Origin of the sequence: Acidovorax sp. LjRoot74 (assembly GCF_964254355.1) — a bacterium.
GTDB lineage: Bacteria > Pseudomonadota > Gammaproteobacteria > Burkholderiales > Burkholderiaceae_C > Acidovorax.
In genome coordinates, this window is the sequence record NZ_CAXUTI020000001.1 from 2,208,038 (window position 1) to 2,231,845 (window position 23,808).

The 23,808-nt window shown below is 64.6% G+C and carries 24 protein-coding genes and 6 tRNA genes; 19 read left to right on the forward strand and 11 right to left on the reverse strand.

Going from position 1 to position 23,808, the window contains the following annotated elements; all coding sequences use genetic code 11:
- Positions 1 to 26 precede the first annotated feature (26 nt).
- A complete protein-coding gene (locus ACSQ3O_RS10230) occupies positions 27 to 518 on the forward strand; it encodes an aminoacyl-tRNA deacylase (RefSeq protein ID WP_137746451.1) in 492 nt (163 codons plus the stop codon).
- A 57-nt stretch (positions 519 to 575) separates the two neighbouring features.
- Positions 576 to 1,247 carry a glycerol-3-phosphate 1-O-acyltransferase PlsY gene (gene plsY / locus ACSQ3O_RS10235; protein ID WP_436138771.1) on the forward strand — a complete coding sequence of 224 codons (672 nt, stop codon included), beginning with the start codon at positions 576 to 578 and terminating at the stop codon, positions 1,245 to 1,247.
- A gap of 41 nt (positions 1,248 to 1,288) precedes the next feature.
- On the opposite strand, the gene ACSQ3O_RS10240 is transcribed toward plsY, so the two are convergent.
- From ACSQ3O_RS10240 to ACSQ3O_RS10250, 3 genes are read right to left on the reverse strand one after another with little or no spacing between them, the layout of a single operon-like run.
- Positions 1,289 to 2,308 (reverse strand): HD-GYP domain-containing protein, encoded by a 1,020-nt coding sequence (locus ACSQ3O_RS10240; protein ID WP_137746453.1) that lies wholly within the window; start codon positions 2,306 to 2,308, stop codon positions 1,289 to 1,291.
- A 7-nt stretch (positions 2,309 to 2,315) separates the two neighbouring features.
- Positions 2,316 to 2,981: a retropepsin-like aspartic protease family protein gene (locus ACSQ3O_RS10245; RefSeq protein ID WP_436138772.1), complete on the reverse strand. Its 666-nt coding sequence runs from the start codon at positions 2,979 to 2,981 to the stop codon at positions 2,316 to 2,318.
- 43 nt (positions 2,982 to 3,024) lie between these two features.
- Positions 3,025 to 3,510: a YajQ family cyclic di-GMP-binding protein gene (locus ACSQ3O_RS10250; RefSeq protein ID WP_137746455.1), complete on the reverse strand. Its 486-nt coding sequence runs from the start codon at positions 3,508 to 3,510 to the stop codon at positions 3,025 to 3,027.
- Positions 3,511 to 3,584: 74 nt separating this feature from the next.
- On the opposite strand from ACSQ3O_RS10250, the gene murB reads away from it, so the two are divergent.
- On the forward strand, positions 3,585 to 4,658 hold the full coding sequence (gene murB, locus ACSQ3O_RS10255) for a UDP-N-acetylmuramate dehydrogenase (protein ID WP_436138773.1): 1,074 nt from the start codon (positions 3,585 to 3,587) through the stop codon (positions 4,656 to 4,658).
- A gap of 193 nt (positions 4,659 to 4,851) precedes the next feature.
- Here murB and argG read toward each other — a convergent pair whose 3' ends face one another.
- From argG to ACSQ3O_RS10275, 4 genes are all read right to left on the reverse strand, one after another.
- Positions 4,852 to 6,189: an argininosuccinate synthase gene (gene argG, locus ACSQ3O_RS10260; protein WP_137746457.1), complete on the reverse strand. Its 1,338-nt coding sequence runs from the start codon at positions 6,187 to 6,189 to the stop codon at positions 4,852 to 4,854.
- Positions 6,190 to 6,217: 28 nt separating this feature from the next.
- Positions 6,218 to 6,535: a pyrimidine/purine nucleoside phosphorylase gene (locus tag ACSQ3O_RS10265; protein WP_010465797.1), complete on the reverse strand. Its 318-nt coding sequence runs from the start codon at positions 6,533 to 6,535 to the stop codon at positions 6,218 to 6,220.
- A 184-nt stretch (positions 6,536 to 6,719) separates the two neighbouring features.
- Entirely contained in the window at positions 6,720 to 7,370 is a 651-nt protein-coding gene (locus tag ACSQ3O_RS10270) for a glycine zipper 2TM domain-containing protein (protein ID WP_298450947.1), read from the reverse strand.
- 169 nt (positions 7,371 to 7,539) lie between these two features.
- Positions 7,540 to 7,926 carry an ArsC family reductase gene (locus ACSQ3O_RS10275; RefSeq protein WP_436138774.1) on the reverse strand — a complete coding sequence of 129 codons (387 nt, stop codon included), beginning with the start codon at positions 7,924 to 7,926 and terminating at the stop codon, positions 7,540 to 7,542.
- A 60-nt stretch (positions 7,927 to 7,986) separates the two neighbouring features.
- Here ACSQ3O_RS10275 and folC point away from each other — a divergent pair, with 60 nt between their 5' ends.
- The 11 genes from folC to ACSQ3O_RS10330 all read left to right on the forward strand — a co-directional run bounded on the left by folC (position 7,987) and on the right by ACSQ3O_RS10330 (position 14,589).
- A complete protein-coding gene (gene folC / locus ACSQ3O_RS10280; protein ID WP_436138775.1) occupies positions 7,987 to 9,312 on the forward strand; it encodes a bifunctional tetrahydrofolate synthase/dihydrofolate synthase in 1,326 nt (441 codons plus the stop codon).
- A gap of 34 nt (positions 9,313 to 9,346) precedes the next feature.
- Positions 9,347 to 10,189 (forward strand): SPOR domain-containing protein, encoded by an 843-nt coding sequence (locus tag ACSQ3O_RS10285; RefSeq protein ID WP_436138776.1) that lies wholly within the window; start codon positions 9,347 to 9,349, stop codon positions 10,187 to 10,189.
- A gap of 32 nt (positions 10,190 to 10,221) precedes the next feature.
- Positions 10,222 to 10,710, forward strand: a complete 489-nt coding sequence (locus ACSQ3O_RS10290; RefSeq protein ID WP_137746462.1) for a CvpA family protein — start codon at positions 10,222 to 10,224, stop codon at positions 10,708 to 10,710.
- Between the two features lie 78 nt (positions 10,711 to 10,788).
- Entirely contained in the window at positions 10,789 to 12,294 is a 1,506-nt protein-coding gene (purF, locus tag ACSQ3O_RS10295; RefSeq protein ID WP_436138777.1) for an amidophosphoribosyltransferase, read from the forward strand.
- A gap of 121 nt (positions 12,295 to 12,415) precedes the next feature.
- Positions 12,416 to 13,837 (forward strand): glutamate--tRNA ligase, encoded by a 1,422-nt coding sequence (gltX, locus tag ACSQ3O_RS10300; RefSeq protein WP_436138778.1) that lies wholly within the window; start codon positions 12,416 to 12,418, stop codon positions 13,835 to 13,837.
- A 65-nt stretch (positions 13,838 to 13,902) separates the two neighbouring features.
- A tRNA-Ala gene (locus tag ACSQ3O_RS10305) sits at positions 13,903 to 13,978 on the forward strand.
- A gap of 30 nt (positions 13,979 to 14,008) precedes the next feature.
- Positions 14,009 to 14,084: transfer RNA gene (locus tag ACSQ3O_RS10310), tRNA-Glu, on the forward strand.
- Between the two features lie 53 nt (positions 14,085 to 14,137).
- A tRNA-Asp gene (locus ACSQ3O_RS10315) sits at positions 14,138 to 14,214 on the forward strand.
- Positions 14,215 to 14,277: 63 nt separating this feature from the next.
- Positions 14,278 to 14,353: transfer RNA gene (locus ACSQ3O_RS10320), tRNA-Ala, on the forward strand.
- Between the two features lie 30 nt (positions 14,354 to 14,383).
- Positions 14,384 to 14,459, forward strand: a tRNA-Glu gene (locus ACSQ3O_RS10325).
- A gap of 53 nt (positions 14,460 to 14,512) precedes the next feature.
- Positions 14,513 to 14,589: transfer RNA gene (locus ACSQ3O_RS10330), tRNA-Asp, on the forward strand.
- A 170-nt stretch (positions 14,590 to 14,759) separates the two neighbouring features.
- On the opposite strand, the gene ACSQ3O_RS10335 is transcribed toward ACSQ3O_RS10330, so the two are convergent.
- On the reverse strand, positions 14,760 to 15,644 hold the full coding sequence (locus ACSQ3O_RS10335; protein ID WP_436138779.1) for a LysR family transcriptional regulator: 885 nt from the start codon (positions 15,642 to 15,644) through the stop codon (positions 14,760 to 14,762).
- A 147-nt stretch (positions 15,645 to 15,791) separates the two neighbouring features.
- On the opposite strand from ACSQ3O_RS10335, the gene ACSQ3O_RS10340 reads away from it, so the two are divergent.
- Together ACSQ3O_RS10340 and ACSQ3O_RS10345 are read left to right on the forward strand one after the other, a co-directional pair.
- On the forward strand, positions 15,792 to 16,418 hold the full coding sequence (locus ACSQ3O_RS10340; protein ID WP_436138780.1) for an N-acetyltransferase family protein: 627 nt from the start codon (positions 15,792 to 15,794) through the stop codon (positions 16,416 to 16,418).
- Between the two features lie 80 nt (positions 16,419 to 16,498).
- Entirely contained in the window at positions 16,499 to 17,704 is a 1,206-nt protein-coding gene (locus ACSQ3O_RS10345; protein ID WP_436138781.1) for an MFS transporter, read from the forward strand.
- Between the two features lie 98 nt (positions 17,705 to 17,802).
- On the opposite strand, the gene ACSQ3O_RS10350 is transcribed toward ACSQ3O_RS10345, so the two are convergent.
- From ACSQ3O_RS10350 to ACSQ3O_RS10360, 3 genes are all read right to left on the reverse strand, one after another.
- Entirely contained in the window at positions 17,803 to 18,561 is a 759-nt protein-coding gene (locus ACSQ3O_RS10350; protein ID WP_436138782.1) for a 3-hydroxyacyl-CoA dehydrogenase, read from the reverse strand.
- Positions 18,562 to 18,676: 115 nt separating this feature from the next.
- Entirely contained in the window at positions 18,677 to 19,729 is a 1,053-nt protein-coding gene (locus tag ACSQ3O_RS10355; protein ID WP_436138783.1) for an extracellular solute-binding protein, read from the reverse strand.
- A gap of 398 nt (positions 19,730 to 20,127) precedes the next feature.
- Positions 20,128 to 20,676, reverse strand: a complete 549-nt coding sequence (locus ACSQ3O_RS10360) for a phasin family protein (protein WP_094290910.1) — start codon at positions 20,674 to 20,676, stop codon at positions 20,128 to 20,130.
- A gap of 200 nt (positions 20,677 to 20,876) precedes the next feature.
- Between ACSQ3O_RS10360 and ACSQ3O_RS10365 the strand changes: the two genes are divergently transcribed.
- The 3 genes from ACSQ3O_RS10365 (at position 20,877) to pncB (ending at position 23,756) form a co-directional block, all read left to right on the forward strand.
- A complete protein-coding gene (locus ACSQ3O_RS10365; RefSeq protein WP_436138784.1) occupies positions 20,877 to 21,815 on the forward strand; it encodes a histone deacetylase family protein in 939 nt (312 codons plus the stop codon).
- Positions 21,812 to 22,303 (forward strand): acyl-CoA thioesterase, encoded by a 492-nt coding sequence (locus tag ACSQ3O_RS10370; protein ID WP_436138785.1) that lies wholly within the window; start codon positions 21,812 to 21,814, stop codon positions 22,301 to 22,303. Before ACSQ3O_RS10365 ends, ACSQ3O_RS10370 begins: the two co-directional genes overlap by 4 nt.
- Before the next feature lie 232 nt (positions 22,304 to 22,535).
- The gene (gene pncB / locus ACSQ3O_RS10375; protein ID WP_436138786.1) at positions 22,536 to 23,756 is read left to right on the forward strand and encodes a nicotinate phosphoribosyltransferase; all 1,221 of its coding nucleotides are present in this window, start codon (positions 22,536 to 22,538) and stop codon (positions 23,754 to 23,756) included.
- Positions 23,757 to 23,808 lie beyond the last annotated feature (52 nt).

Genomic DNA, 23,808 nt, shown 5'->3' on the forward strand with positions numbered 1-23,808 from the left:
CATCGGTGCCCTATCCGCACCACACCATGGCCAAGAAAGAACACGTTTCCGAGACCCAAGCCACCCAGCTGCTCAAGGCGAACAAGGTGGTTTTCACCGAACACCCATATGAGTACCTGGAGCACGGCGGTGCCATGCACAGCGCCGAGGTGCTGGGGCTGGACCCGTTCACCGTGGTCAAAACCCTCGTCATGCAGGACCAGGACGCCAAGCCGCTCCTGGTGCTGATGCACGGCAACCGCAAGGTCTCTACCAAGAACCTCGCGCGCCAGATCGGCGCCAAGTCGGTCGAGCCCTGCGCGCCCGAGGTGGCCAACCGGCACAGCGGCTACTTGGTGGGAGGCACATCCCCGTTTGGCACGCGGCGCACCATGCCGGTCTACATCGAAGAGACCATCCTTGCGCTGCCCCGCATCGCCATCAATGGCGGGCGCCGGGGCTTTCTGGTGCAGCTGGACCCGCAGGTGTGTGTGCAGCTGCTGGGCGCCAAACCCGTGCAATGTGCGCTGGCAGAATAGGTCGCCGCGCGATGCAACCCCTCAGAAGGCTGACCATTTGATTTCCAAGGAGTTGCTTTGACCGCCGTTTATCCCGTTCTTGCCGCTGTGGCCGCCTACCTGCTGGGTTCGCTGTCGTTCGCCGTCATCGTGACGCGTGTGATGGGCCTGAGTGACCCGCGCACCTACGGCAGCAAGAATCCGGGCGCCACCAATGTGCTGCGCTCGGGCTCCAAGGCCGCCGCCATCATCACGCTGCTGCTCGATGCCGTGAAAGGCTGGCTGCCAGTGGCGCTGGTAATGTGGTTCGGCCACCCTTACGGCCTGGAGGACGGTACCGTGGCCCTGGTGGGGCTGGCGGCTTTTCTGGGGCACCTTTGGCCCGTGTTCTTCCGCTTTGAGGGCGGCAAGGGCGTGGCCACGGCGCTGGGGGTGCTGGTGGGCATCAGCGGCTGGCTGGGCCTGGCCACTGCGCTGACCTGGGTCATCATCGCCTTTTTCTTCCGCTATTCATCGCTGGCCTCGTTGGTCGCAGCCGTGTTTGCCCCGGTTTATTACCTGCTGGTGGACGGTGTGGTCTGGTATGCCGAGGGCACGATTGCCGCTGCGATGGTGGCGATGGCACTGCTGCTGGCCTGGCGGCACAAGGAAAACATCCAGCGCCTGGTGGCGGGCAAGGAGTCCCGTCTGGGCAGCAAGAAAGACAAGCCAGTTGCCGAGGCTGCAGCGGGCAAAGCGCCCAAGCACTGAAGGGGCTGCGGGCGTGCCCCTGCCCAAAGGGCTGGCGGGGCTCAGAGCGTTCCGGGCCCCGTGACCAGCCCGCGCAACCCGGCGCTGTGCTGGGCAGCATACAAACCCAGCCGCACCATGGTGCGGTGGTTGAGTTCCAGGCTCACGGCCGAGCGCGCCAGGGCCGACTGGATGCGCGGCTTTCCCGAGGCTGTCTGGTACAGGCTGGGCTGGGCCTGGTGGTTGCCGCTGCGGTCGAGCAGGCTGGCCACCAGGGGATGGTTGGCCTTGTCGCTGCGGCGCAGCACGATGGCGGTGTCGCCGTTGTCCAGTTTCACAAACGTGCCCGGCGGGCACAGCCCGATGGAGCGCACGAGGGTGTAGCTCACCTCGTCGCGCTGATCCACCTCTTGCCCCACGATGGCGCGCACCGAATCGGTGGCGCTGCGGCCTGCGCGCGACTTGCGCGGGCTGATCATGGCCGCATAGCGGTCGATGGTGCCCAGGATGCGCGTGAGCCGGTCTTCCGGGTCCTGGTTGGCCAGCGGCACGCGCTCGGCAATGCTGGCGTGGTGTTGGCCCACCACGTCCAGCCAGAGCGCATCGCTGATGAACAGGCGCTCCAGCAGCAGCATGCTTTCTTCGGGGTGGCTCTTGATGGCTTCCTGCTGTGCGGCGGTGGGGCGCTCGCGCTGCTCTGCTAGTTCGTCCTGCAGCGCGGTCATGCCGATGTTCATGGTCAGTGCTGCACGCACCAGGCTGTCACGCTCGCGCTGGGGCAGCTTGAGTTCGAGCGCCATGATGTGGCACAGCGTGCCGCAGACCAGCGCGTGCGAGGCGCTGTAGCCCACGGTGGACGTGGACGCCAGCTGGAACATCAGGTACAGCGCCGCATCGATGTCATGTGCCACCAGGTCCTGCAGCCACACGTCGAACTGCCGCACCTTGCCGGGGAAGTCCTGCACCTGCAGGGGCCGGGCCAGCAGCACCGACAGCGCCGATTCCAGGTCGGACCAGAGGCTCAGAAGATCCTCGTACTCCCCTTCGGAATGTGGGTGGCTGGCGGCGGGGTGGGCGGACATGGTGGGGTCAGTTGCGCTTTTCGAGCACCATCTGGTCGTTGCTGCGGGTCATCTGAAATTCGTTCAGAAAACTGTTGCCCAGCAGCACGTAGGGCATGGGTTGGGAGGTGACGATGGCCTCCACCCCAAACACCTCCACATCGCCAACGCGCACAGAGTCAAGCTTCATGCGCCAGCCTTGCCCAACGCCATTGGCCGTGCCCATGCGCACAGGCTGGCCGTTTTGATAGTTCAGCCCCATCCGGTCTGCATCAGAGCGGCCAATGGCGACGGTGGAGGCGCCGGTATCGACCATGTACTGCATGACCTTGCCATTGATGGTGCCGCTGTTCACAAAATGCCCCCGGCTGTCGGCGGTCAGCACAAGGCGCTTGCCGCTGGCACCGCTGCGGCCCCCCACGCGGACCGGGGCTTCGCCCAGCCGCAAGATGCGCCGTTCGCCCTTGACCTCGACGGTGGCCTCTTCCTTGAGCACCGCGATGACCTTGACCCCCTGGAATTCATCCCCGGCGCCCACGGCGCGCGGCGGGTGGGCATCCACCACCAGCAAGGCCTTGCTGCCCAGCATGCCGGCCAGTGCCACCGATTGCGCATGCACTGCTCCGGTGGCGGCCAGCAGGAGCCCGCCAAGGGCCACCGTGGCGGTGGGCAGCAGGTGCAGGAGCTTAGTCATGGTTGTGGGGGTGAACGTGGGTGGGTAGTGCAGGGCGCGGGGCTCAGTCGCGGAAGTTGTCGAACGACAGCGGCACGTCGGTCACGTCCTTGCGGATCAGCGCCATGGCGGCCTGCAGGTCGTCGCGCTTGGCGCCGGTCACGCGCACCTTGTCTTCCTGGATGGCGCCTTGCACCTTGAGCTTGCTTTCCTTGAGCAGCTTCTGGATCTTCTTGGCCAGCTCGCTTTCGATGCCGTTGCGCACCTTGATGACCTGCTTGACCTTGTCGCCGCCCATTTTCTGGACATCGCCCATGTCCAGAAAGCGCACGTCCACGTTGCGCTTGGTCAGCTTGTTGCGCAGCACGTCTTCGATCTGGGTGAGCTGGAAGTCGGCATCGCCGATCAGGGTGATGTCCTTGTCCTTGATCTCGATGCTGGCGGAGGTGCCCTTGAAGTCGAAGCGGGTGCCGATTTCCTTGGCGGTGTTCTCTACGGCGTTTTTCACTTCAACCAGGTTGGCTTCGCAGACAGTGTCAAAAGATGGCATGGTGGTTCTCTATCTCAGGGGAAACGGGGTCAATGCACCAGGTGGTGACAGGGCCGGGTGCGACAATCGGGCCAATGGTAGTCGAGAAAAACGTCCCTTTGCAGCCCTGCAACACCTTCGGTATCGCTGCACGTGCGCAGACGCTGGTGCGGGTGCACACCGCCGCCGATGTGCTGGCCGTGCTGGCCGATCCTGAGCTGGCGGCAGCGCCCAAGTTTGTGCTGGGCGGTGGCAGCAACATCATCCTCACCGGCGATGTGAAGCCCGTGGTGCTCAAGATGGAGGTCAAGGGCCTGCGCCTGGTGGCAGAAACCCCCAAGGCCTGGATCGTGGAAGCTGGGGCTGGCGAGGTCTGGCACGACTGTGTGGCCTGGACGCTGGCGCAGGGGTTCCCGGGGCTGGAGAACCTGGCCCTGATTCCGGGCACCGTGGGCGCATCGCCCGTTCAGAACATTGGTGCCTACGGCGTGGAGTTGCAGGACCGCTTTGAATCCCTGGACGCGATCGACCTGGCCACGGGTCGTGCCTTCACGCTGGATGCCGCGCAATGCGGATTTGGCTACCGGGATTCGGTGTTCAAGCATGCGCCCTCGGATGCGCCCGGCGCAGACGGTTTGCCCCGGGGCATGGGCCTGGAGGGCCGCGCCGTGATCACCCACGTGCGTTTTCACCTGCCCAAACCCTGGAAACCGGTGCTGGGCTACCTGGACCTGGAGCGCCGCATGGTGGAGGAGGGCGTCTCGCAGCCCACGGCCCAGCAGATTTTTGACTGGATCTGCGACATCCGCCGCGCCAAGCTGCCCGACCCGGCCGTGGTGGGCAACGCAGGCAGCTTCTTCAAGAACCCCACGGTGTCGCCCGACCAGTGCGCCGACATCATCGCGCGCGAGCCGCGCATCGTGCACTACCCCATGGCGGACGGCAGCATCAAGCTGGCGGCGGGCTGGCTGATTGATGCCTGCGGCTGGAAAGGCAAGTCCATCGGCAAGGCCGGTGTGTATGAAAAGCAGGCGCTGGTGCTGGTGAACCGGGGGCAGGGCGCCGACAGCGTGACGGGCGGCGAGGTGATGACGCTGGCCAAGGCCATCCAGACCAGCGTGTATGAGCGCTTCGGCATCCGGCTGGAGCCGGAGCCGGTGGTGGTGTAGGCCCAGCAAGCCTCCGTCAAATCGCCTGCAAACCCGACAGGCCCTGATAGGCCCCGCCAGTCGCTCCACACGGGCAAAGAAAAAGCCACCGTCTCCGGTGGCTTTACTCATTTTTTGATAGCTGCTAGCGCATGATGGTCGCGCGGGAGAGCCATTTTTTGCCACTATTTTGAGTGGCAAACTTCCGCAAAACTCACTTGCGGTCGTTTTCGAGCTGCGCCAGGGCGGCATTGCCACCCAGTGACAGCAGGCCTGCGCGTGCGTACACGCCCAGCTTGTCGCGCGTGTCCGAGATGTCCAGGTTGCGCATGGTCAGCTGGCCGATGCGGTCCAGCGGGCTGAACGGCGCGTCTTCCACCTTTTCCATCGACAGGCGCTCTGGCGCGTAGGTCAGGTTGGGCGACTCGGTGTTGAGCAGCGAATAGTCGTTGCCACGGCGCAGTTCCAGCGTCACGGTGCCGGTCACGGCGCGGGCCACCCAGCGCTGGGCGGTTTCGCGCAGCATGATGGCCTGGGGGTCGAACCAGCGGCCCTGGTACAGCAGGCGGCCCAGCTTCAGGCCGTTCAGGCGGTACTGCTCGATGGTGTCCTCGTTGTGGATGCCGGTCACCAGGCGCTCGTAGGCGATGTGCAGCAGCGCCAGGCCGGGGGCTTCATAGATGCCACGGCTCTTGGCTTCGATGATGCGGTTCTCGATCTGGTCGCTCATGCCCAGACCGTGGCGGCCGCCAATGCGGTTGGCTTCGAGGATCAGCTCGACCGGGTCGTTGAACTCCACGCCGTTCAGGGCCACAGGCTGGCCTTCTTCAAAGCGCACCGAGACTTCTTCGGCCTTGACTTCGACCTCGGGCTTCCAGAACGCCACGCCCATGATGGGGTTGACGATGCGGATGCCGCTGTTCAGAAACTCCAGGTCCTTGGCCTCGTGCGTGGCACCCAGCATGTTGCTGTCGGTGCTGTACGCCTTTTCGGCACTCATCTTGTAGCCAAAGCCGGCCTGGGTCATGAACGCCGACATTTCGGCGCGGCCGCCCAGTTCGTCGATGAACAGCTGGTCCAGCCAGGGCTTGTAGATCTTGAGGGAAGGGTTGGTCAGCAGGCCGTAGCGGTAGAAGCGCTCGATGTCGTTGCCCTTGAAGGTCGAGCCGTCACCCCAGATGTTGACGTCGTCTTCCTTCATCGCGGCCACGAGCATGGTGCCGGTCACGGCACGGCCCAGGGGGGTGGTGTTGAAGTAGGTCAGGCCGCCGGTGCTGATGTGGAAGGCGCCTGCCTGCAGGGCGGCAATGCCTTCATGGGCCAGCTGTGTGCGGCAGTCCACCAGGCGGGCTTTTTCGGCGCCGTATTCCATCGCCTTGCGGGGAATGGCGTCGTAATCGGGCTCGTCGGGCTGGCCCAGGTTGGCGGTATAGGCATAGGGCATGGCGCCCTTGAGCTTCATCCAGTGCAGCGCGGCGCTGGTATCGAGGCCGCCCGAGAAGGCGATGCCGACTTTTTGCCCAAGGGGCAGGCTTTGGAGAATGGTGGCCATGTGCGGGGTCCGTTGCGGTGTGGAGCGATCAGCCGAAGTGGCAGATGTAGTGATAAGCCTCGGTCACGCGAATGTCGAACTTCGAGTTGCCGGGCACGCTGAATTTTTCGCCTGCGGACGACTTCACCCAGGCATCGGTGCCTGCCAGCTTGTATTCGCAGGAGCCGGCCACGCATTCCATGATCTCGGGCGCACCGGTATTGAAGGTCAGCGTCGCAGGCAGCACCACGCCCACCGACTTCTTCGTGCCATCGGCAAAGGTGATGCCGTGGCTCACGCACTTGCCGTCAAAGTACACATTGGCCTGGGTGGTGACGGACACGCCGTCGATTTTTTCGGTGGTCATGGATGCGCTGGATTGGGTTAGAGGAAACCCGCGATTTTAGGGCAGGGGTGGTGCAGCGCTGGCGGCCGGACCCAACGAAACCTGCGCCCGGGGTCTGGGCGCAAAAAAAAAGAGCCCCGAAGGGCTCCATTTCTTGGCGGCCAATGCTCAGGGCTTGGGTGCCCTGCTGTCCTCAAGCGTGCGCTCAGCGCCAGTAGGGGTTGCGGTGGTGCGGGTAGTACGGCCGGTCGTAGCCGTACTCGATCACCGTCACGGGCGGCGTCACGTAGGTGGGCTGCTGGTAGACCGGTTGCACCGGGTAGGTGGATGTCACCACACCGGGCTGGCTGTACACGCCTTGCTGCGCGTACGGGTCCGGCTGGGTGGAATAGGTCTGGCCGGTGGGCTGCACGCTCAGCGGGATCCAGCGGCCGGGGTCGTTCTGGGTGCGCGTGGTGTATTGCCGGCCTGCATATTCGTAGACCACGTTGTAGCCCACGGTGCGGTTTTCGTAGTAGGTCTCAGTGGTGCAGCGCTGCACGTTTTGGTACTGCGGCTGGCCACCTTCGATCTGGTTGCCCAGCACGGCCCCACCGATCACGCCAATGGCCGTGGCAGCTGCGCGGCCGCTGCCCTTGCCGATGGCATTGCCGGCGGCACCGCCTGCAATGGCGCCCATCACGGCGCCCGCGCCGCTGGTGCGGTTGCCGCTGTAAACGGTTTCATTGCCGCACACCTGCTGGGGGACGCCCACCTGTTGAACGATGGGGGTGGCCGACAGCACTCGGCCTTGTTCCTGGGCGGTTGCCAGGGTCGCGACGGCGGCCATGGCGGAAAAAATCACGATCTTTTTCATGGAGAAACTCCTTTCGGGTCGGTACATAACGCACCGAACACAAGAAAAGTTTAGGCCCGTGTTGTCAATTCGGGCCCCGGCAGCCGTAAATCTGCGTAAAGATTTGTGCGATTTTCCCGCGTTGGCGGGCAAATGTCAGCAGGTCGGCCGGTCCGACCTGCTGGATTGGTCAGCTCTGGGGCGCTGCGTCGCGCCAGGCCTGCCATTGGTCGGGCGAAAAGCCCACAGACACCTGGGTACGGCCTGCATGCTGCCATTCGACCACGGGGCGTTTGATCACGCTCGGCTGCGCCTGCATCAGGGCGGAGGCGCTGGCGTCGTCCATGACGGCTGCCTGGGTGCCGGCATCCAGCTTGCGCCAGGTGGTGCCCTGGCGGTTGACCAGCTTCTGCCAGCCCACCGCGCTCAGCCAGGCAGGCAATTGGCTGCCAGGGACTCCTTGTTTCTTGAAGTCGTGAAACTGGTAGTCCAGCCCCTGTTCGGTGAACCAGGCGCGGGATTTTTTGACGGTATCGCAGTTGGGAATGCCGTAGAGGGTGATGCGGGCGTTTGTCATGCCGCGCATCATCCTCGAAAACGCCGTGGTGAATGCCGCTCGGCGACAATCCCGTGCTGTATGCAAACCAAACCCCACACCCTGGAAGGCTGGCTGCGCCATTGCGAGCAGCTGCATCCCCACAACATCGACATGGGCCTGGACCGGGTCAGCGAGGTCGCACGCCGCATGGCGCTGCGTTTTGAATGCCCCGTGATCACAGTGGCGGGCACCAACGGCAAGGGCTCCACCTGCGCCATGCTGGAGGCGGTGGCCCAGCAGGCGGGCTACCGCACGGGGGTGTACACCTCGCCCCACCTGGTGCATTTCGAGGAGCGCTGCCGTGTGCATGGTGAAAGCGTGATTGCTTCTGATTTGATAGCGCACTTCGAGGCTGTGGAGCGCGCAAGAGTCCAAAATGGCAATGAAGTTTCGCTGACCTACTTCGAGTTCACCACCCTGGCCATCCTGCGGCTGATGAGCCATGCGCGGCTGGATGTGGCGATTCTGGAGGTGGGGCTGGGCGGGCGGCTGGATGCGACCAACATCGTCGATGCCGACTGTGCCGTGATCACCAGCATCGACATCGATCACACCGAGTTTCTGGGGCCCGACCGCGAAAGCATTGGCCGGGAAAAGGCGGGCATCATGCGCACCGGCCGCCCGGTGATCGTGAGCGATCCCATGGCCCCCCAGAGCGTGGTGGACCATGCGCGCGAGATTGGTGCGGACCTGTGGAGTTTTGGGCGTGATTTCAACTTCTCGGGCGACAAGCAGCAGTGGAGCTGGGCGGGACGGGGGCGGCGATATGCCGGTCTGGCCTATCCCTCGCTGCGCGGCGCGAACCAGCTTGTCAACGCCTCGGGCGTGTTGGCCGCGCTGGAGGCACTGCGCGACCGCCTGCCGGTGACGGCCCAGGCCGTGCGCAACGGCCTGGGCCTGGTCGAGTTGCCCGGCCGCTTCCAGATCGTGCCCGGCCAACCGACCCTGGTGCTGGATGTAGCGCACAACCCCCATTCGGTGGCCGCCCTCACGGCCAATCTGGACGCCATGGGGTTCTTTCCCACCACACACGCCGTTTTTGGTGCCATGGCCGACAAGGACCTGGCCCCCATGCTGGCCAAAGTGGGGCCCTTGGTGGACCGCTGGTACTTCACCAACCTGCCGACCCCGCGTGCCGAGACCGCTGCCACCCTGCAGCAGAAGTGGAACGCCGTCCACATGGTGGCGGGTGGCCGCCGGGACGTGGCATCGAGCGTGCACTCAGACCCCATGCAGGCCCTGGAGGCGGCGGTGGCTGCGGCAGACCCCGCTGATAGAATCGTGGTCTTTGGCTCGTTTTATACGGTGGGTGGTGTGCTGATCAACGGAACACCTCGCCTGCAGGCCAAACATCTGGGCCAATAGGGCAGGTTCCGAGGTCCGAACGAGTCGTTACTCCATGGCATTTTTCAAGTTTCGGTGGCCCGGGCAGGGTGAGCAGCAACAGGCCGAGAAGCCGTCCAAGCGCCCGCGCACGCCGCAGGCCGAGAGTATCGAGGTGATGCGCCGCCGGGCCCGCCACCGGCTGATCGGTGCCGCCGTGCTGGTGCTGGTGGGGGTGATCGGATTCCCCTTGCTGTTCGATACCCAGCCCCGGCCTGTTCCCGTTGATATTCCCATCGAGATTCCTGACCGCAACAAGGTGGCGCCCCTGGTGGTGCCCGCACCAGTGGCCGAAGCCCCTGCGGCCAAGCCCGTAGCAACTGCCGCACCGCAGGCTCCAGCGCCGGTGGCGCCGCGTGCTTCTGCACCGCGCAGCGCGGCGGCCAATGGGCTGACGGAGGGGGAGGAGCTGGTGCCAAGTGCGCGTCCAGCCACAGCCAAACCGGCCACTGCGGTGGCCGCTGCCACGCCCGCTACGGCCCCCAAGCCTGACGCCAAGCCGGCCGCTGCACCGACGCCCCCGGCCGCACCCGAGCCAAAGCCTGCGCAACGCCCCGATGATTCGGCGCGTGCGCGTGCCCTGCTGGAAGGCCGCGCTGCAGAGCCAGTGGCCAGTGCCAATGCCGAAGACGCTCGCTTCATCGTGCAAGTGGGGGCATTTGCCGACGCTGAAAAAGCCCGTGAAGCGCGCACCAAGGTGGAGCGCGCCGGCCTCAAGACCTATACCCAGGTGGTGGACACCAAGGAAGGAAAACGCACCCGGGTGCGTGTCGGTCCGTTCACCAACCGGACGGAGGCTGACAAAGCTGCGGCGCGCATCAAGGCGCTGGAGCTGTCGGCTTCGGTGCTGACGCTGTAAGCCTGCGGCTCGTTTTCTGATTTTTTGCGTTCATGGCTGCGCTGGATTGGATTTTTGTCGCGGTGCTGCTGGCGTCGATGCTGATTGGCGCCTGGCGTGGCCTGGTGTTTGAAGTGCTGTCGCTGCTTGGGTGGGTGGTGTCTTTTTTTGTCGCGCAGTGGTTCGCGGCAGACATGGCAGAGCTGCTGCCCATGGGCGAGTCGGCTGGGGCGCTGCGCTATGCAGCGGGTTTTGCCGTGGTGTTCGTGGCGTCGGTGTTTGCCTGTGGCTTTGTGACCTGGCTGGCTAAGAAGCTGGTCGAAGCCATCGGCCTGCGCCCGGCAGACCGCACGCTGGGTGCGGTGTTTGGCGTGCTGAGGGGGATGGTGCTGCTGCTGGCGGTGGCCGTGGTGGCGGGATTGACCTCGCTGCATGAAGCCCCCTGGTGGCAGGAGTCGCAAGCGGCCCCGGTGCTTGCAGAAGTGCTTCGGGGCTTGAAACCGGCGTTGCCGGAAGAATTTGGTAGGCATCTGCCTTCTTGATATCGATGGGGCAGGGGCCATAAGCCGCTGCCAAGTGGTTGCCGCGGGGCTGTTCCCGCAAACGGATGGAAAACAACTATGTGTGGAATCGTCGGCGTCGTCAGTGCAGCGCCCGTCAATCAGCTGATCTATGACGCTTTGTTGCTGTTGCAGCACCGTGGTCAGGACGCAGCGGGCATCGTCACCCAGCAGGGCCGCAAGTTCTTCATGCACAAGGCCAAGGGCATGGTGCGCGATGTGTTCCGCACGCGCAACATGCGAGCCCTGCCGGGCAATGTGGGCCTGGGTCAGGTGCGCTACCCCACGGCAGGCAATGCCTATAGCGAGGAAGAGGCGCAGCCTTTCTACGTGAACGCGCCCTTTGGTCTGGTGCTGGTGCACAACGGCAACCTGACCAATGCGCGTGAACTGCGCACCGAACTGTTCCAGACGGACCACCGCCACACCAACACCGAGAGCGACTCCGAGGTGCTGCTCAACGTTCTGGCGCACGAGCTGGAGCGCTCCACCCGGGGTGTGCCGCTGCAGGTCGAGGATGTGTTTGCTGCTGTGCGCGCAGTGCACAAGCGCGTCAAGGGCTCTTACGCCGTGATCGCGCTGATCGCAGGCCACGGTTTGCTGGCGTTCCGTGATCCCCACGGTATCCGCCCGCTGGCCTTGGGCCGCAGCCAGGATGGCACGGTGATGGTGGGCAGCGAGTCCGTGGCGCTGGAGGGAACCTCCCACGTGTTCGAGCGCAACATCGATCCGGGCGAAGCCGTGTTCATCACGCTGGATGGCCAGGTCCATGCCAGCCAATGCGCCGAAAAGCCGCAACTCAACCCCTGCATCTTCGAATTCGTGTACCTTGCGCGCCCGGATTCGGTGCTGGACGGCATCTCGGTTTACCAGGCGCGCCTGAACCTGGGCGAGGCCCTGGCCAAACGCGTGGTCTCCACCGTGCCGCCGAATGAGATCGACGTGATCATTCCGATCCCGGAATCCAGCCGTCCCAGCGCCACGCAACTGGCGCACCTGCTGGGCATCCCGTACCGCGAAGGCTTCGTCAAGAACCGCTACGTGGGCCGTACCTTCATCATGCCGGGCCAAGGCGTGCGCAAAAAATCTGTGCGCCAGAAGCTCAACGTAATCGGCAGCGAGTTCAAGGGCCGCAACGTGCTGCTGGTGGACGACTCCATCGTGCGTGGCACGACCAGCCGCGAAATCGTGCAGATGGCGCGCGACGCCGGTGCGCGCAAGGTGTATCTGGCCAGCGCCGCGCCGCCTGTGCGCTATCCCAACGTGTATGGCATCGACATGCCCACGAGCAGCGAACTGGTGGCCCATGGCCGCACGGTGGAAGAGATCCGCCAGGCGATCGGCTGCGATGCGTTGATCTACCAGGATGTGGACGGCATGAAGAGGGCCGTCGGTTCGCTCAATGCGTCCATCGCGGGCTTTGATGCCTCGTGTTTCGACGGCGTGTATGTCACGGGTGACATCACGGCAGAAGGCATTGCCAGCCTGAATGAAGGGCGTGTGGGGGTGGAAGAAGGCGAGGAAGACACCTCCCGCCTCGCGCTGCCCAACGCGCAAGAAGCGTAAGCGCCAAGGTCCGAAGGCTTTGGGGGCAGCGTGGCGGATGTTCGCCCCGCCGCCCATCGGATGGATAGACGGATTGACCGAATCGTGACACTGGCCCCGCAAGGGGCCAGACCTTATTGATATGACTGAAACCACTGCTTCCAGCACGGGCCGCGTGCGCACCCGGTTTGCCCCGTCCCCCACGGGCTTTATCCACCTGGGCAATATCCGTTCGGCGCTCTACCCTTGGGCGTTTGCGCGGGCGACAGGTGGCGACTTCATCCTGCGCATTGAAGACACCGATCTGGAGCGTTCCAGCCAGGCGGCGGTGGATGTGATCATCGAAGGCATGGCCTGGCTAGGCCTGGACCACGACGAAGGTCCGTTCTACCAGATGCAGCGCATGGACCGCTACAAGGCGGTGCTGGCCGATCTGCAGGCCGCAGGCCATGTGTACCCCTGCTACATGAGCGTGGCCGAGCTGGATGCCCTGCGCGAGAAGCAGATGGCCGCCAAGGAGAAGCCCCGCTACGACGGCACCTGGCGCCCCGAAGACGGCAAGGCCTTGCCGCCGGTGCCCGCAGGCGTGTTGCCCGTGCTGCGCTTCAAGAACCCGCAAGGGGGTGTCGTGGCCTGGGACGACAAGGTCAAGGGCCGTATCGAGATCCGCAACGATGAGCTGGATGACCTCGTGATCGCGCGCCCCGATGGCACACCCACCTACAACTTCTGCGTGGTGGTGGACGACATCGACATGGACATCACCCACGTGATCCGTGGCGACGACCATGTGAACAACACACCGCGCCAGATCAACATCTTCCGCGCGCTGGGCAAGGAGCCGCCCGTGTACGCCCACCTGCCCACCGTGCTGAACGAGCAGGGCGAGAAGATGAGCAAGCGCAACGGCGCCAAGCCCGTCACGCAGTACCGCGATGAAGGCTATCTGCCGGATGCCATGGTCAACTACCTCGCGCGCTTGGGCTGGAGCCACGGCGACGATGAGATCTTCAGCCGCGCGCAGTTCCTGGAATGGTTCAACCTCGACCACCTGGGGCGCAGCGCCGCCCAGTTTGACGAGGCCAAACTGCGCTGGGTGAACGCCCAGCATCTCAAGGCCATGGCCGACGATGCGTTGGCCGCCCTGGTGGCGCCGCAGCTGCAGCAGCGCGGTGTGTCGGCCGAGGCACTGGCCGATGGCCGCCTGGTGCGCATCTGTGCATTGTTCAAGGACCGTTGCGACACCACGGTGGTGCTCGCCCAGTGGGCGCAGGTGTTCTACGGCGACGTGACGCCCGTCGAGGCTGAGCGCACGCAACATGTCACCGATGCCATCGCGCCAGCACTGGATGCATTGGCTGACGCATTGTCTGCCTGCGCATGGGACAAGTCGTCTATCAGCGCCGCCTTCAAGCAGGTGCTGGCAAGCCAGGGTCTGAAGATGCCCCAACTGGCCATGCCTGCACGGGTTCTGACCGTGGGCACGGCCCATACGCCGTCGGTCGATGCCGTACTGGAATTGGTCGGACGTGAAAAAGTTGTAGCGCGTTTGCGAAACCGCTAAAAATCTGTCTATAATTCAAGGCTCAGATGATGACAACAAATACTAAGTGTTTGAAGTCATTAAGTGGGGGTATAGCTCAGCTGGGAGAGCGCTTGCATGGCATGCAAGAGGTCATCGGTTCGATCCCGTTTACCTCCACCAAAATTTGATATCGGTTAGTTCCAAGGTTTTGACCCTATCGTCTAGAGGCCTAGGACATCACCCTTTCACGGTGAGTACCGGGGTTCGAATCCCCGTAGGGTCGCCAAGTTTGTAGCGCTTGGCTTGTGTTGAAGAATGCAAGCAAAAAGCTGCCTGCCAGGAGTGGTAGTTCAGTTGGTTAGAATACCGGCCTGTCACGCCGGGGGTCGCGGGTTCGAGTCCCGTCCACTCCGCCAGTTTCAAAGCCCTTGCAGGCTTCTTGTGTGCAAGGTTTTCTTTGGCGAAAGCTAAGGGAATTTGGGGGTATAGCTCAGCTGGGAGAGCGCTTGCATGGCATGCAAGAGGTCATCGGTTCGATCCCGTTTACCTCCACCAAAATTTGATATCGGTTAGTTCCAAGGTTTTGACCCTATCGTCTAGAGGCCTAGGACATCACCCTTTCACGGTGAGTACCGGGGTTCGAATCCCCGTAGGGTCGCCAAGTTTGTAGCGCTTGGCTTGTATTGAAGAATGCAAGCAAAAAGCTGCCTGCCAGGAGTGGTAGTTCAGTTGGTTAGAATACCGGCCTGTCACGCCGGGGGTCGCGGGTTCGAGTCCCGTCCACTCCGCCAAATTTTCATGACAATGCAGACCATTAAACGTTTGCGGCGCAATGAGGAAAAATTAAACGGACTGCAGTAGCTATTACTGCAGTCCGTTTTTCTTTGTCCGTCGATGGGCTGTGAGCCTGCGCCGGGTAACCACGTTGACAACGTTGAAGGTGAAGACCGCAGCCGCAGCGTCACCGACGAAGCGCCTGCAATGCAGCCACCGTTTCCCGCAGTCCACGGTGCAGCCGCTTGTCCTTGCGCAGGACGATGGCAAGCGTGCGGCGCAGCGGTGGCGAGAGGGGCCGCACTTCCAGCGCGCTGCCGTGGTGCGTGTCATGCACCGCCATGCCGGGCAGCACCGCGCAGCCCAGGCCGGCGGCCACCAGTTCCTTGATTGCCTCCACACTGCCCAGCGACATGGCCGGCTGCAGCGCCACGCCGGCACGGGCGAACCACACGTTGGCTAGGCGCCGGGTCTGGCCGCCAGGCTCGTAGAGCAGCACGGGGTGGCGTGCCAGCTCCTTGGCGCCTACGCGCTTTGGCAGCCCGGTGCCTTGAGGGGCAATGGCCACGAAGGCATCGTCCAGCAGCGGGGTGACATGCAGCATACGCCCGCTGGCGGGCAGCGTGACCAGGCCCAGGTCCAGCGTGTTGTCTTCCACAGCCTGCACGATGCCGGCGGTGTTGCCCGTGCTCACCGTGATGTCGAGACCCGCAAAGCGCTGCCGCAGCGACCGCAGCACGGGGGGCAGCAGGAAGATGCAGGCTGTGGCGCCCGTACCCAGCCGCACGCGGCCTGCCGTGCCGTCGGCGTGGCGGGCGACCGCTTCCAGGGCGTCGCTCAAGGCTGCATCGATGCGGCCCACGTGGGCCAGCAGCTCGGCACCTGCGGCCGTGGGGCGCAGCACGCGTCCTGCGCGCTCCACCAGGGGCGTGCCCAGACGCTTTTCAAGCTGGCGCACCTGCAGGCTCACCGCCGGCTGCGTCAGGTCCAAATGCAGTGCCGCCGCTGAAAAACTGCCCAGTTCGATGGCGGTGGCAAAGCCATGCAGCTGGTCGAGGTTGATCCGTTCCATGGCAAAGAATTTCTCATACTCTGCATAAAAATACAAAGCTTCTTTTATGGATAAAGGCTTGCCACACTGGCAGCTATGCACACCTTTTCAAGCACTCCACACCCTCCACACCCCCCAAGCACCGGCTGCGCCAGCCATGCCGCGCCCTTGCTTCCCGCTGCTGTACAGGCCGCCCAGTCCGCCAACGGGAAACCCGCGACCGTACCCGCCGTACGCGCCCTGCGCGACGACGACCTGGCTGCTGTTCAGGCGCTGTACGCGCACCACGTGCTCCACGGGCTCGCATCCTTCGAGGAGGTGCCCCCCGGTGTGAGCGAGCTGCGCGTGCGGCATGCCGCCGTAGTGGCTGCAGGGCTGCCCTACCTGGTGGCGGAGTGCGACGGCAGGGTGGTCGGCTTTGCCTACGCCACGCTGTACCGTGCGCGCTCGGCGTACCGCCACACGGTGGAGGATTCCGTCTATGTGGCGCCGGGCTTAGCGGGGCGCGGCATTGGCGCCGCATTGCTGGGCGAAGTGATCCGGCAGTGCGAGGCGGGGCCTTGGCGCCAGATGCTCGCGGTGATTGGGCAGGGTGACGAGAACGCCGGCTCGATGGCGCTGCACGAGCGCCTGGGGTTCGAGCGCATCGGCGCGCTGCGGTCGGTGGGGTTCAAGAAAGAGCGCTGGCTGGACACAGTGTTGATGCAGCGGCCCCTCGGCGCAGGCAACGAAACGCGGCCCGCCAGCAGCATGCCGCTCTGCGGCGCACCGGTGCAGAGCAGGGCGGGGGCGTAGTGGCGGTGCCTTCGGGGTCCGCCGCTGCGGCGGCCAGCTCGGCTCCTACGGCACCAGGTCAGTGGCTTCCGGGCCGAGCCGTGCTGTATCTGGGCGTCTCGCAGTTCGTCGCATGGGGCATCTCGTACTACCTGATCGGCGCGCTGGGCGACGCCATGTCGGCCGGGCTCGGCTGGAGCCGCACGGTGGTCCATGGCGGGTTTGCGGCGTCACTGCTGGTGATGGGCGTCGTGTCCAGCGCGGCGGGGCGATGCGTAGACCGATGGGGCGGCCGACAGGTGATGGTGGCGGGATCGCTCTTGCTGGCGGTGGCATGCCTGGCCCTCGCTGCTGCCCAAGGTGTTGCGGCCTACTACGCGGCCTGGGTGGTGATGGGGGTGGCCATGCGCCTGACGCTGTACGACGCCGCTTTTGCCGCCCTGGCGCATTGGCTGGGGCCGAAAGCGCGTCGGCCCATGGCGCAGATCACCTTGCTGGGTGGCTTGGCATCCAGTGCCTTCTGGCCTGCGGGGCACGCCCTGGCAGGCGCCTGGGGATGGCGTGGTGCGCTGGTGGTGTACGCCGTCCTAGCCTTGCTGATGGTGCCGCTGCACCTGGCGTTGCCGCGGCGCGCTCCGCAGGTGCTGCGGGCGGCAGAGCTTGCTGGGCCTACGGATGCCGCGCCGCTGATCGGCGGTGAGCCGCCGGCCATAGCGGGCGCACGGCGCACCCTGGCCGGGGCGCTGTTCGCCGCCATGACCACGCTCGTGAATTTTCTGAACGCGGGCATGTCGGCGCACACCGTGGGGTTGCTCGCGGGCCTGGGGCTTGCGCTGCCGTGGGCGGTGGGCATCGCGTCGTTGCGGGGCGTGGGCCAGTCATCGGCCCGGCTGGCCGACGTGCTCTGGGGCGGGCGCTGGCATCCGCTCGCGCTGGGCGCCGGCGCCGCCTTGCTGCTGCCGCTTGCCTGCCTGGCGGGACTGTGGTCGGGTCAGGTGCTGGCGGCCGCTTTGGTGTTCGTGCTGGCCTATGGTGCGGGCAATGGCCTCTTGACCATCACCCGTGGCACCGTACCGCTGGTGCTCTTCGATCACCGCACCTACGGCGCTCAGGTGGGGCGGCTGGTGGCCCCAGGTTTCGTGCTGTCGGCCTGTGCGCCCGTGGTGTACGCGGCCGTCATCGATCACGCAGGGGCGGCGGCTGCCTTGTGGCTGTCGGTGGGAGTGGCGGTGCTGGCGTTCGGCGTGGCGCTGGCGTTGTGGATTGGCTTTACGCCTGGTGCCCGCCGGTCCAGCACCAACCCATGAGGCCCGGCGGAGCTGGGCCTCATTGCATGGCCCCGGAGGGCCTTCGCGCCTGATCAGCGGGCGTGAATAGCTATATTTATGATAGCAATCGGCATCTTTCAGCGCGGTGCCAGGCGGATGGCACCGTCCAGGCGAATCACTTCGCCGTTGAGCATGTCGTTCTCGAAAATGTGCTGCACGAGCTTGGCATAGTCCTGCGGCGTGCCCAGTCGGCTGGGGAAGGGCACTCCGGCAGCCAGCGCATCCTGCACTTCCTGGGGCATGCCAAACAGCATGGGCGTGCCGAAGATGCCGGGGGCAATCGTCATGTTGCGGATGCCGTTGCGCGCCAGATCGCGGGCGATGGGCAAGGTCATGCCCACCACGCCGCCCTTGGAGGCGGAATAGGCGGCTTGGCCAATCTGGCCGTCGTACGCTGCCACGCTGGCGGTCGAGATCAGCGCACCGCGCTCACCCGTGGACTCGGGTTCGTTCTTGCTCATGGCCTCGGCGGCCAGGCGGATCATGTTGAAGCTGCCGATCAGGTTGACCGTGATGGTCTTGCTGAACAGGGCCAGGGCGTGGGCGCCGTTCTTGCCCACCGTCTTTTCGGCGGGGGCGATGCCGGCGCAGTTGACCAGGCCCATGAGCTTGCCCAGCGAGACCGCCTTGGCCACCACGGCCTGGCCATCGGCCTCGTTGCTCACATCACATTTCACGAAGGCGCCGCCAATCTCCTTGGCCACGGCTTCGCCTTTTTCTGCCTGCATGTCGGCAATGACCACCGTGCCGCCCTGGGCGGCCAGCATGCGTGCCGTGCCTTCGCCCAGGCCCGATGCGCCGCCGGTGACGATGAATACCTTGCCCTTGATGTCCATGTGCTGTCTCCAGTAAGTTACGTTAACGTAAACGTCAATTATGGCGCATCTCTCCGCAACGCTGAAGGCGAAAAAAAGCCCGGACCAGCCGGGCTTGCAAGGGGGCAGTGCGGGCTTACTGGAAGCCGACGCGGTCCAGCATCTGCTGCACCTTGGTCACATTGGCGCCCACAGCGCTGATCGGGATGGTCTCGCTCTTGAAGGGCTTGCCGTCTGTCATGGCCTTGAGGGCGGGGTTGTCCAGCGCCACGCCCTTGGCTGCGGGCCACTCGTTGTTGCCGTTGGCGAAGTAGTTCTGGGCTTCAGGGCTGGCCAGGTACTCCAGGAACTTGACGGCATTGGCCTGGTTCTTGGCATGCTTGGCCACCGCGCCACCCGCGATGTTCAGGTGCGTGCCCCAGGATTCCTGGTTGGGGAACACCACGCCCACCTTGTTGACCACCGCCACATCTTCGGGCTTGGTGGAGCGCATCATGCGCGCCAGGTAGTAGCTGTTGGTCACGGCAATGTCGCATTCGCCAGCGGCCACGGCTTTGATCTGGTCGGTGTCGCCGCCCTTGGGCGGACGGGCCAGGTTGGCCACCATGCCCTTGAGCCAGGCTTCTGCTTTCTGCTCGCCCATGTGCTCGGTCACGGCGCCGAACAGGCTCAGGTTGTAGGGGTGCGAGCCCGAGCGGATGCACAGCTTGCCCTTGTTCTTGGGGTCGCCCAGCTCTTCGTAGGTGTCCACATCGGCTTTCTGGACCTTGACCTTGTTGTAAACGACCACGCGGGCGCGGGTGGACAGGCCGTACCACGCGATGCCGCCGTCGGCGACAGGGTTGCTGCGCAGGTTGGCCGGAATGGCGTCGTTCAGCACCTTGGACTTGATGGGCTGAAACAGGCCATCAACTTCACCCTTGTAAAGACGCGCTGCATCCACCAGCAGGATCACGTCGGCAGGCGACGCTGCACCCTCGGCCTTGAGGCGTGCCAGGATGCCGGCGTCGTCTGCGTCCACGCGGTTGATCTTGATGCCGGTGGCCTTGGTGAAGCCGGTGTACAGGGCTTCGTCGGTGGAGTAGTGGCGGGCCGAGTAGAGGTTCACCACCTGCTCCTGGGCATGGGCGGTGCCCGCAGCGGCTGCCAGGGCACAAACACTCAGCAAGGCTTTCACAGTCTTCGACATGGGATGCGTCTTTCGGGGTTGTTACTGGCGCAATGATAAAACAAACGCGAATTATTCTTAATAAATGTCCGGAATAGGGGCCGGGAATGCGCGGGGAGGCTGATGCAGCGCAAGAGCGATCTGTGTGGGGTTCGGCAGGCCTATGTTTGTCACTGGTGCCTGGGTGGATGTGCCGCGCGCCATGGTGCTCACCCGAGAGGAGAGGGCCGCGAGCAGGCAAAAAAAAGCCCGGTCGTAAAACCGGGCTTTAAAAGGATCCTTGAAACGGGGGTTTCGAGAGGATCCAAGGAGACAACTCGCGCGCTGAACACAGGGTGTGTGTCGCAGCGCTTGGGTGAATTATCAGGGTATTCCCTGAACGCGGCCTAGAGGTTGCACTCCAGACCGCAGGTAGGTGATTAACGCTTGCGGGGCGCAGCCGTCTTGGCGGCGTTGGCAGCGGTGCTGGCCACGGCGTTGAAGTTGGCTTCGGCCACGTCAGACGCTTGCTTGACGGCCTTTTGCACCGACTCAAAAGCGTTGTTGGCGGCGGAGACGGCGCTTTTCATCACGGCCACGGCGGTTTCGGAACCGGCGGGAGCGTTCTTGGCGGCGCTGTCCACCAGGTTGGTGAAAGCCTTTTGCGCGTCGGTGGCTTGCGACTCGAAAGCCTTGCCGAATTCGGCGCCGGTGCCCGAAGCGATGTCATACAGGTGACGGCTGTAGGCGGCGGTCTTTTCAGCCAGGGGCTGGAACAGGCCGGCTTGCAGGGCCAGCAGTTCTTGTGCGTCCTTCACGCCCAGCACGGCTTGGGTGTGGTTGGCGGCTTCCGACAGGGCAGCGCGCGAAGCGGTCACGTTCAGTTCCACCAGCTTTTCCACGCCTTCAAAGGCCTTGGTCGTCAGACCGAACAGGGTTTCGATGTTGGCTTTGTGCGAGGCCAGGATTTGTTCAGCGGTCAGCGTCATGTCATATCTCCTAAAAATGGGACCCAGAGGGCCAGGGTGGCTTACAGACATCTGCGCTGACCTTGACCCGGTAGAGTCATGTTGCAGTGCAGCATGGGTTGAATTTTAGGGGCTTGCTGCGCGTTTGCAAGGGTTTTTTGTTGCACTGCAGCAAATTAGGTACGGCGCCCCAGAAATCCCGGGCTTGCCACAATCGCGTCATGTTCGCCTACTACGCCGACCACTTTGTGCTGCCCCTGCCCGAGGGCCACCGTTTCCCCATGGCCAAGTACCGCATGCTGCGTGACCGGATTGCGCAGCAGCTGCCCGGTGTGGCGCTGCAGGTGGCAATGCCTGCGTCAGACGATGACCTGGCGCTGGCCCATACCCCGAAATACATCGACGCGATTACACACGGCACGCTGCCACCCGCTGCGCAGCGCGAGATCGGTTTCCCCTGGAGCGAGGCCATGGCCGAACGCGCGCGGCGATCGGTGGGCGCCACGGTGGCCGCCAGCCACCAGGCCCTGCGCGATGGCGTGGCGGGCAACCTGGCGGGCGGCACGCACCATGCCTATGCCCACAAGGGCAGCGGGTTCTGTGTTTTCAACGACGTGGCCGTGGCCGCCCGGCGCATGCAGGCTGAGCACGCCGCAGGGCGGGGCCACGGCGCCCCACCGCTGCAGGTGGCCGTGATCGACCTGGATGTGCACCAGGGCAATGGCACGGCGCATATCTTCCATGGCGATGACAGCGTGTTCACGCTGTCGCTGCACGGCGCGCGCAACTTCCCTTTTCGCAAGGAGGCGGGCGACCTCGATGTGGATCTGCCGGACGGCTGCGGCGATGTGGAATATCTGCAGGCGCTCGACGAAGCCCTGGTGGCGCTGGACCAGCGCTGTACGCCTGGCCTCGTGTTCTACCTTGCCGGGGCCGACCCGCACGAGGGCGACCGCCTGGGGCGCCTGGCCGTGACGCACGACGGCCTGGAGGCGCGCGACCGGCGGGTGTTCGACTGGGCCTGGCAGCGGCGGATCCCGCTGGTGTTCGCGATGGCGGGGGGATATGGCAATGATCTGGAAGACACCTTGAAGGCCCAGCTCACCACCTGGCGCGTGGCTTTGCAGTACCACCAGCGCTGGCAGAATGGGCGGCCATGACCTCTGCCGCCAGCACCCCGTCCACTACCCCCGCCACGCCTTCCGCTTCTACCCGCCCGGCCCCGCAGCCGCGCAGCGCCTACCGCGTGTTCCGCCCCATCACCACACGCTGGGCCGACAACGATGTGTATGGCCACGTGAACAACGTCGTGTACTACAGCTGGTTCGATACGGCGGTCAACGCCCACCTCATCGACCAGGGCGTGCTCGACATCCATGCGGGCGCCACCATTGGCCTGGTGATCGAGACCCAGTGCAACTACTTTGCGCCGCTGGCGTTTCCGCAGACGGTGGAGGCGGGCATCCGGGTGGCCAAGCTCGGGGGCTCCAGCGTGCGCTACGAGGTGGGGCTGTTCGCGCAGGGCGAGCCGCTCTCTGCCGCCGCAGGCCATTTCATCCATGTATATGTGGACCGCGACACCCGCCGCCCGGTGCCCGTGCCCGAGGCGCTGCGCAGCGTGCTGCAGGCGCTGGTGGTGCCCGCCTGACGGCTTGCATCGCGCCGGGGCTGTGTTTGCAATGGATTTGATAGCAAACAATCCATAAGCAGTGCGCGCAGGCGGCCAAAAAATTTCAAATAATCGCCCCGCAGGCGGCAGCGCCTGAACGCTGGCTGACGCTGGGGGCCGCGCCCGGCGCTGCGGGCTCCTATGGCCTACACTTTGCGGCTTCGCTGAACGGCCCCCCGCACCCTGGCTCCACCTTGCGCCCGCCCCGTCCATGATCATCACCAGCCTGCTCGACACCGACCTGTACAAGTTCACCATGATGCAGGTGGTGCTGCACCAGTTTCCAGGGGCGCAGGTCGAATACAAGTTCAAGTGCCGCAACCCCGGCGTGCAGCTGGCGCCATTTGCCAACGAGATCCGCGACGAGATCCGGTCGCTCTGCAGCCTGCATTTCCAGGACGCCGAACTGGCTTACCTGCGCTCGCTGCGTTTCATCAAGAGCGACTTCGTGGACTTTCTCGGGCTGTTCCGGCTCAACGAGAAATACATCACCGTCACGCCCCAGCACAACGGCGAGATCGAGATATCCATCCGGGGGCCCTGGCTGCACACCATCCTGTTCGAGATCCCGGTGCTGGCCATCGTCAACGAGGTGTACTTCCGCAACACGCAGAAGGTGCCCGACTTTCCGGAAGGCCGCAGGCGCCTCGACACCAAGATCATGCAGCTGCAGGGCGAAGGCCTGGGCGATCTCAAGATCGCCGACTACGGCACGCGCCGCCGCTTCAGCCGCGCCTGGCACGAAGAAGTGCTGCGCGTGCTGGTGGCGCGCCTGGGCACCGGCGACCGCCGCCCGGGCTCGCCCGCTGGCCCGGGCCAGTTTGCAGGCACCAGCAACGTGCTGTATGCGATGAAGCTGGGCGTGACGCCGCTGGGCACCATGGCGCACGAATACCTGCAGGCCTGCCAGGCCCTGGGCCCGCGCCTGCGCGACAGCCAGGTGTTCGGCTTCGAGATGTGGGCCAAGGAATACCGGGGCGACCTGGGCATTGCGCTGTCGGATGTGTATGGCATGAGCGCCTTCCTGCGCGACTTCGACCTGTACTTCTGCAAGCTTTTCGACGGCGCGCGCCACGACAGCGGCGATCCGTTTGCCTGGGGCGAGCGCCTCTTGGAGCACTACCGCAAAAACCGCGTCGATCCGCTGACCAAGACGCTGATCTTCAGCGACGCGCTCACGATTCCGCGCACCATCGAGCTGTACCAGCAGTTCCGGGGCCGCTGCCAGCTGGCCTTTGGCATTGGCACCAACCTGACCAACGACCTCGGCAGCCCACCCGCACACGAGCCGCTGCAGGTGGTGATCAAGATGACACGCTGCAACGACCAGCCCGTGGCCAAGCTGTCGGACACCCCCGGCAAGGGCATGTGCGATGACGAAAAATACCTGGCCTACCTGCGCCAGGTCTTCGACATCCCTGTGCCTGCCTGACAGCCCGGGAACTGGTGCACAGCACGCGCTGACTGGCGCCCTGATGCGCCCC